Source organism: Micromonospora echinofusca, from assembly GCF_017614955.1.
Taxonomy (GTDB): domain Bacteria; phylum Actinomycetota; class Actinomycetes; order Mycobacteriales; family Micromonosporaceae; genus Micromonospora; species Micromonospora echinofusca_A.
Genome location: NZ_WVUH01000348.1, coordinates 1 through 7330, shown reverse-complemented (window position 1 = coordinate 7330; position 7330 = coordinate 1). Strand labels below are relative to the sequence as shown.

The 7330-nt window shown below is 69.7% G+C and carries 7 protein-coding genes; 4 read left to right on the top strand and 3 right to left on the bottom strand.

Features of this window, described 5'->3' with window-relative positions; genetic code table 11:
• The first annotated feature begins 213 nt into the window (after positions 1-213).
• The 3 genes from GSF22_RS27975 (at position 214) to GSF22_RS27965 (ending at position 3106) form a co-directional block, all read left to right on the top strand.
• A complete protein-coding gene (locus GSF22_RS27975) occupies positions 214-1107 on the top strand; it encodes a hypothetical protein (protein WP_208816731.1) in 894 nt (297 codons plus the stop codon).
• A 245-nt stretch (positions 1108-1352) separates the two neighbouring features.
• Positions 1353-2447, top strand: coding sequence for a sensor histidine kinase (locus GSF22_RS27970; RefSeq protein ID WP_208816730.1), 1095 nt, complete (start codon positions 1353-1355; stop codon positions 2445-2447).
• The gene (locus GSF22_RS27965) at positions 2444-3106 is read left to right on the top strand and encodes a response regulator (protein ID WP_208816729.1); all 663 of its coding nucleotides are present in this window, start codon (positions 2444-2446) and stop codon (positions 3104-3106) included. Before GSF22_RS27970 ends, GSF22_RS27965 begins: the two co-directional genes overlap by 4 nt.
• On the opposite strand, the gene GSF22_RS27960 is transcribed toward GSF22_RS27965, so the two are convergent.
• Together GSF22_RS27960 and GSF22_RS27955 are read right to left on the bottom strand one after the other, a co-directional pair.
• Positions 3012-3860, bottom strand: a complete 849-nt coding sequence (locus GSF22_RS27960; protein WP_208816728.1) for a CPBP family intramembrane glutamic endopeptidase — start codon at positions 3858-3860, stop codon at positions 3012-3014. The two genes, GSF22_RS27965 and GSF22_RS27960, sit on opposite strands and share 95 nt — an antisense overlap.
• Positions 3861-3980: 120 nt before the next feature.
• Complete coding sequence (locus GSF22_RS27955; RefSeq protein ID WP_208816727.1) at positions 3981-4589, bottom strand: hypothetical protein; 609 nt, start codon at positions 4587-4589, stop codon at positions 3981-3983.
• Between the two features lie 540 nt (positions 4590-5129).
• On the opposite strand from GSF22_RS27955, the gene GSF22_RS27950 reads away from it, so the two are divergent.
• A complete protein-coding gene (locus tag GSF22_RS27950) occupies positions 5130-6209 on the top strand; it encodes an alpha/beta hydrolase (protein ID WP_208816726.1) in 1080 nt (359 codons plus the stop codon).
• A 93-nt stretch (positions 6210-6302) separates the two neighbouring features.
• Here the strand turns inward: GSF22_RS27950 and GSF22_RS27945 are convergent.
• A partial coding sequence (locus tag GSF22_RS27945) for a chitinase (RefSeq protein WP_244454256.1) occupies positions 6303-7330 on the bottom strand: 1028 nt, incomplete at its 5' end.

Below are 7330 nucleotides of genomic sequence, written 5' to 3'. Positions count from 1 at the left end.
ACCGTTGGGGGTGAGACTGAGCGTAATCAGCTTCCCGATAGCGGCAAGGGATCGATTGACGACTTTCTGTAGTCGCTGAACGGTGGTGTCGGGTCCGGCCCGGATCGGGTGCCGTCGAGGGTGGGAACGTTCCGTGCCGTCAAGATCTCTGAAAAACCTCTAAACTTTCAGAACTATTCAGGTTGATCGACAAGGCTGTGGGGCGGTGGGCGGGTGTCGCGTGCTCAGCTCATGTTCGGACCTGCGCTGCGGGCTGCCATCAGTGACAGTGGCCTGACCCTGAAGGCGGTGCAGAGCCGGCTTGCCCGCCGGGGCGTGCAGGTTGCGGTGCCTACGTTGAGTAGCTGGCAGATCGGGACCAATCGTCCGGAGAGGCCCGAGTCGTTGCGGGCGGTCGCCGTGCTGGAGGAGATCTTCGAACTGTCCCCGGGGTCGCTCACGGCTCTGCTCGGTCCACCCCGGCCCCGGGGGCGTACGGCTCTGCGGGGCGACCGGCGCCGGTTCGACGGAATTCCGGGGGCACCCGCCGTCGCCGAGATCGTGGAGGAGATCTGCCCGGCGTTACGTAATGATGTTCGGGTTCTTTATACCGAGGAAGAGGTGGTGCTCCGGTCCGGACGATTGCTGTCCGAGATTCGTACCCGGTTTCTGGGTGAGGCGTGTCTGGATGGTGTGGACCGCTGCTTCTCGGTCAACTACGCCGAGCCGGGTCACGACCTCGACGCGGTCCGGACGGTGGCCGTCCGGCACTGCCGGCTCGGCCGGGTCCGGCGACGGCACGAGCAGCGGCTCATCGCGAGTGAACTGCTGCTCGACCACGCCTATCGGGTCGGCGAGACTTTCATGATCGAATATTCCTCGGTCATCAACCAGCCGGTCTTCGACGCCGAGTACTTCCGCGCGTTCAACGCACCGGTCGGCCTCTACGTGCTTCAGGTCCGGTTCGACCCCACCGAACTGCCGGTGCGTTGCTACCAGTTCCGGTCGACCGGTCCGGAGCAGACCCGCAGCGAGTTGGAGATCCGGTTGAGCAGTACCTGGTCTGCGCTCCTCTCGACCCAGAGCCCGGGACGTGGGGTCCAGGGTATTCGATGGGAGTGGGAGTGATCCGCCGCACCGGGACGCGCCAGGGAGGCAGGGGGCCCGGGGCGGCTGCACCGGTACCGGCTTGACCGGCTCGTGGTCTGCGACGCAGCGCAGCATTCCCCGCACGGCTGAGGGAACCACACCGTCCCGGCGGATGCCGGTGGCCGGGTCCGTGGATCGTGCCGCCACCCCTGGCGTCGGCAATATCATCTGAGCAGCCGGACGGGTGGGGGTGTGGGTGCGTGGGCCGGTCGCTCGCTTTCCGGGTGAGTCGATGGTCGGCTGCACACCCTGGTCGGCTCGACACGGTTGTCGCCGCCGCGTCCACGGCGGTGTTCGTGCCGGCCGGTGCGGGGCTTGCCGGCTGGGGCGGGCTGCTGCTCTCGGCGGCGCTGACCGGCCCGCTGGCGGTCCGTTCGCGGTACCCGGTGGCGGTGACGATCTGGACCGCAGGTGTGGCCCTGGTGCAGTTGGCTGTCCTGCGGATCCCGCTGCCCGCCGATTTCGCCGTACCGGTGGCTGTCTACACGGTCGCGGCGCACGTCCCGTCGCGGGCGGTGCGGCTGGCGGTACTCGCCGCCGCGGTCGGTGGCGGTGTGGCCGCCGGTTTCCGGTGGAGCACCCCGCCCGCGTACCGGGCGAACGCCCTCGCCGCGGCGGCGGTGCTGGCGGTCGTGGTGGCTCTGGTCTGGCTGGTCGGAAACCTGGTCCGGGGCCGTGCGGCCAACCTGCGGGAGGTGGTGGCGGCCCGGCGGCAGCGGGAGCGTGTCGCGGCGGCCCGGGAGATCCACGATATCGTGGCGCACTCGCTGGCTGTGGTGATCGTGCAGGCTGACGGCGGCCGGTACGCGGCCGGTCATGCCGAGCTGTGGGACCGGGCGCAGGCCGTGGAGGTGCTGGACACGATCGGGCGGACCGCCCGGTCGGCGTTGGGGGAGGTGCGTGGGCTGATCGACCTGCTGCGCGACGAACCGGCCGAGCTGGGCGGGGCGGCTCTGGAGCGCCTAGTCGACGCGGTCCGTGCGGCGGGTCTGCCGGTGCGGCTCGACGCCGGCCGGTCGGTGCTCGACGGGCTGCCTGGGCCGGTACGCACTGCCGTGCTGCGCATCGTGCAGGAGTCTCTCACCAATGTGCTCAAGCATGCCGGACCGGACGCGACGGCCGAGGTCATGGTGGCGCGGACCGGTGCGGCGGTGACGGTACGCGTGGCCAACCGTGGGGTGGCCGGTGCCGACCGGGGTGCCGGACACGGTCTCACCGGGATGGCGGAGCGGGTCGGGGAGTTGGGCGGCACGCTGACCGCAGGCCGACGGTCGGACGGGTTTCTCGTCGAGGTGTCCGTCCCGGCGGGTACGCGATGACGCCGATCCGGGTCTTCCTCGTCGACGACCAGGACCTCGTCCGGGCGGGCTTCGCGATGATCGTGGGCGCTGCTGCGGACATGACCGTCGTCGGTTCGGTCGGCGACGGCCGGTCGGCGTTGGCTGCGCTGCGCCGCCCGGAGCAGCATTGTGACGTCGTACTGATGGACGTCACGATGCCCGGCCTGGACGGTATCGAGACCACCCGGCGGCTGCTCGCCGAGCCGGGCGCACCCCGGGTCGTCATGCTGACCACCTTCGACAGCGACGACAACCTGGTCGCGTCGCTCCGGGCGGGCGCGTCGGGTTTCCTCTCCAAGGATGCCGGTCCGGAGGAGTTGCTGGCAGCGGTGCGGGCCGCCGCCACCGGGGACGCCCCGGTCGCGCCCCGGTTGGTGCGCCGGCTCATCGACCTCTTCGTGCTCGCCACGCCGGAGCCCCGCCCCGCGCCACCTCCGGGGCTGGACCGGCTCACCCCACGGGAACGGGAGATCCTGTCCGCCGTGGGCCTCGGGCTGAGCAACGCGGAGATCGCGGGCCGGCTGCACCTGTCCGAGTCGACCGTCAAGACCCATCTGGGGTCGGTGCTGCGGAAGCTCGGGCTGCGGGACCGGGTGCAGGCGGTCGTCGCCGCGCGGCTCGCCGGGCTCGCCGGCTGAGCGCGTACCCGCAGACCGCCGTGCCGAGCAGCACGAACAGACCGGTGTCCCCGGCGAGGTACTCGTTGACGACGACGGGATGGTCGGTGCGGACCGCGTACATGGTGAGCCAGGCGAACGTGGCGTTGTGCGCGAAGTGGGCCAGTACCGCCGGCCACACGCTGTCCGTGCGGATCCGCAACCGGCCGAAGAGCACCGAGAAGGCCAGCACGCTGCCGGTGAACAGGGCCAGCACCAGGGGCGTGTTCCCCTCGTTGTGGTAGTAGGGCGTGAACAGGATGTAGGGCAGGTGCCAGGCGGTCCAGACCACTCCGCTCACCAGCATGGCGACCCGTTCGCCCAGTCCCAGTAGCCGGGGCAGCAGATAGCCGCGCCAGCCCACCTCCTCGGCGTACGCGAGGACCGGCCCGGTGGCGCAGAGCGACAGCAGGTCGGTCAGCCACGGCCCGGTGGGCGTGGTGAAGCGGGCCAGCCCGATCGTCACCACCGCCACGGCGGCCAGCACGCTCACCCCTGCGGTGGCGAGTACGGTGAACGGCCACTCACGCAGCCCGAGCCGGCCCAGGCCGAGGCGCCGCCAGCCTGCCCGGGCCCAGCCCTCCCGGGTGACCACCAGCAGCATGACCAGCGTGACCAGCAGTGGTGAGATCGCCAGGATCAGCCCGCCGAACAGGTTGGCGGTGCCGGCGGAGACGGCTAGTACGAGAACGATGTAGACCAGCGCCGTAGCGCTGTCGGGGAGTTGTCGGAACACCTGGGCGAGTCTTCGCCACGGGGCGGCGTGGGCCATCCACCCGGAATCGGAATCTCCGGTCCGTCCTCGTACCGGGGGACGAGGACGGACCGGTACCGGGGGACGAGAACGGACGACGGGTCAGATGACGCTGAAGTTCTTCCAGGCGACGTTGTTGTTGAACTGGGTGTTCTGGTAGGCGTTCGGTCCCTCGTAGAGCATCGGGTCGTCGGTGGACACCCAGCGGTACAGCGTGGAGACCAGGCCGGGGGACGAGGTGGTCCAGGGCAGCATCACCGTCGTCACGCCGGATGGGACCGTGACGATCGCCGAGTTGAGGGGTGTCCAGTTGGTCGGCCAGACCGCGGTGGTGCCCATGGTGGTGAAGTAGGCGCGCAGGGTGCCGACGTCGGTGCCCGAGCCGTACGGCCCCGGGTTCCGCAGGGTGACGAAGATGTAGCTGGTCGTGAAGGCGGGTGCGGTGAGGCCGGAGGAGCACGGCACCGGGGTGGGGCAGACCCTGACGTCGGGGCTGTTCCAGTAGGACGCGCTCGGGGTGTTGGGCTCGATGGCGGGGTCCCCGGGGTAGTCCGTCATGTAGACGTCCCTGGGGGTGAGGGTGCCGACGTCGCCGTCGGTCCGGTCGGCTCCGGCGGTACTGCCCAGGGTGAGGGTCGTCGACGCCGCCAGCAGTGCGGCGAGGATCAGTCGGCCGGCCCGGCTGCGCACGCGGGATCGCCTGGTGGTCATGCGGCTTCCTTCCGTCGTATTCCGGAATTCGAGAGCGCGGAACGCCGGGCGCCGAGAATGTGGGACCTCCCGCGCAGCGGCACAACAAACTGTAGACAGTGGCGCATGGCAATGGAATTGCCGACCAATTCGAATGCTCGTCGTGCCCGCGTATGTCGGAGACGGTGCAATTCCTGGATATGGAGAAACGTGGATCGGAGAAAATGCGTCGGCGGCGGTATCAGATGGCGTACCCGATGCTCCTGCGCGTCGTCGGCGTTCGACGTGGCGTCGGTGTTCGACGTCGGCCACGCGGTCCCGGCCCACCCGGTCCCCGGGCCGGGGGTCAGCGGCTGATCCGATATGCGCTGCCGTGCGGCTGTTGCCCTGGTCGGTGCCGCGCTCTTCGGGCCCCTGGGCCCACGGCATTTCCACTTTCCTGCCCGACACTGACTCCTGGCAGATTCCCCATCGCCTCACCCCGGGTGAGCGGCCGGCCCGGAAGAGGTTGCCTGCCTCTACCGGTTGACCGTTTCGCCGGACATCCCCCTGGAGGCAGTAATGCATCTTCCTTTCGTAGCGGGCCGGCTGCGCCTGGCGGTGGCAGCCTCGGCCGTGCTGTCCCTCGCCGTCGGACTCCTGGTCACCCCGGGTCCGGCAGTCGCGTCGGGCTCGACGAGCAACTGCACCACGTACAGCGTCCCGGTGGCGTTGACCGAGGGCGGCCCCGAGGACCAGAGCATCGTGGGTGACCTGTGCCTACCGAAGGTCGGTACCCCGAAGACCGTGCAGTTGCTGGTGCACGGCGGCACCTACGGCCGAACATACTGGGACTTCCCCTACCAGCCCTACCTGTACTCCTACCGGCAGTACGCGAACGCTGCCGGGTACGCCACGTTCAGTGTGGACAGCGTCGGGGTGGGTGACAGTTCGAAGCCGCACAGCAGCCAGATCACCATGGCCGCGACCGCGAAGGCGCTGCACGATGTGATCACCAAGCTGCGGGCCGGCAGCATCGGCCCGGTCGCCTTCCCGAAGGTGATCTGGGTCGGCCACTCGATGGGCAGCGTGACCGGCTGGCAGGGGATCGCGACCCACGGCGGCGTCGACGCGTTCATCGCCACCGGCGCGGTCCGCCCGCTCAGCGCCTCCGCCACCAACCTGATCCTGGCCGACGTCATCCCGGCCGCGCAGGACCCGAAGTTCGCCCCGCTCAACCTGGACAGTGGCTACCTGGCGATCAACCCACCGGCCCGCCAGGCGGCGTTCTACTACCAGCCGATGGTCGACCCGCAGGTCCTCACCGTCGACACCGCCAACCGGCAGACGCTGACCGTCGGCCCGCAGGTCGCCGTCATGGAGATGCTCACCGCGCCGGTGCAGGGCTCGGCGTCGGTGGACATCACCGTGCCGGTGCTCAGCGTGATCGGCGAGAAGGACCACATGTACTGCGCGACGGACGCGCTCGACTGCACGGACTACGCGGCCGTACGGCAGGCCGAGGCGCCCTACTACGCCAACGCCTCCGACTTCGACCTGATCATCGTCCCGGAGACCGGTCACAACCTGAACCTGCACTACACCGCGCCGTTCACCTTCCTCAGCATGCTCGCCTGGGCGGCTACCCATGTCGCCCCGTGACCCTGACCGATCCTGAGGACCGCCCGGCCCTGCGCTGCGCAGGGCCGGGCGGTGTCCGTCAGGGCCGGCCACGGCGGTCGGCGGGGCCGGGGGTCACCGGGACTGGAGGGCCTTCACGTTGTCGCCGAACGTCCAGCCTTTCGAGCCGTCCCAGTTGATCGACCAGGTCATCAGACCCTTCAGGCCGCCCTGGTACGTGTTCCACGCCTGGGCCACCTGGCTCGGTGACATGTACCCGCCACCGGCGCCCACCTGGGCCGGGAGCCCCGGCACCTGCCGGTCGAACGGTACCCGGATGGTGACGCCCTGGATGACCAGCCCGGTGTTGAGGCAGTTGGTCTGCGCGGTGAAGCCCTGGACGGTGCCGGCCGGGTACGAGTCGCCGGAGCAGCCGTACATGCTGCCGTTGTAGTACTGCATGTTCAGCCACCAGAGCCGGCCGTTGTCGGCGTACTTCTTGATGATCGGCAGGTACGAACCCCAGATGGAACCGTAGGTCACGCTGCCGCCGGTGACGTATGCCGTCTCGGGCGCCATGGTGAGTCCGAAGTTGGCCGGCATCTGGGCCAGGACGCCGTCGATGATGCGGATCAGGTTCGCCTGGGAGGTGGAGAGCTGGTTGATGTTCCCGCTGCCGGTCAGGCCGGTCTCGATGTCGATGTCGATGCCGTCGAAGTTGTACCGCTTGAGGATCGGTACGACGGTGGCGACGAACCGGTCGGCGACGGCGGCCGAGCTGAGGTCGATGCCGGCGGTGGCGCCGCCGATGGACAGCAGGATGGTCAGGCCGGCCGCCTTGGCCTGGCACATCTCGGCCGGGGTGGGTACCCGCACGGTGGCGTCCATGCCGTCCTCCCAGAGCACCGTCCCGTCGGAGCGGATCACCGGGAAGGCGGCGTTGATGACGTTGTACCCGTGGGCGGTGATGCGCGGATCGGTGATCGGGATCCAGCCGAGCGGCGGGTGCACACCGTTGGCCGCGCCGTCCCAGTTCTCCCAGTAGCCGTGGAGCACTTTGCCGGTGGGTCGGGACTTGACCGCGCAGGTGTCCGGGCCCGGGGTGCCGGTCGGCGTCGGTGACGGCGTACCGGTCGGGGTGGGCGACGGCGTCGGGCTGGCGG

Coding starts and splice junctions, on each gene's coding strand:
- GSF22_RS27955 (WP_208816727.1), bottom strand. CDS start 4,589: ATGACCACCAGGCGATCCCGCGTGCGCAGCCGGGCCGGCCGACTGATC.
- GSF22_RS27965 (WP_208816729.1), top strand. CDS start 2,444: ATGACGCCGATCCGGGTCTTCCTCGTCGACGACCAGGACCTCGTCCGG.
- GSF22_RS27950 (WP_208816726.1), top strand. CDS start 5,130: ATGCATCTTCCTTTCGTAGCGGGCCGGCTGCGCCTGGCGGTGGCAGCC.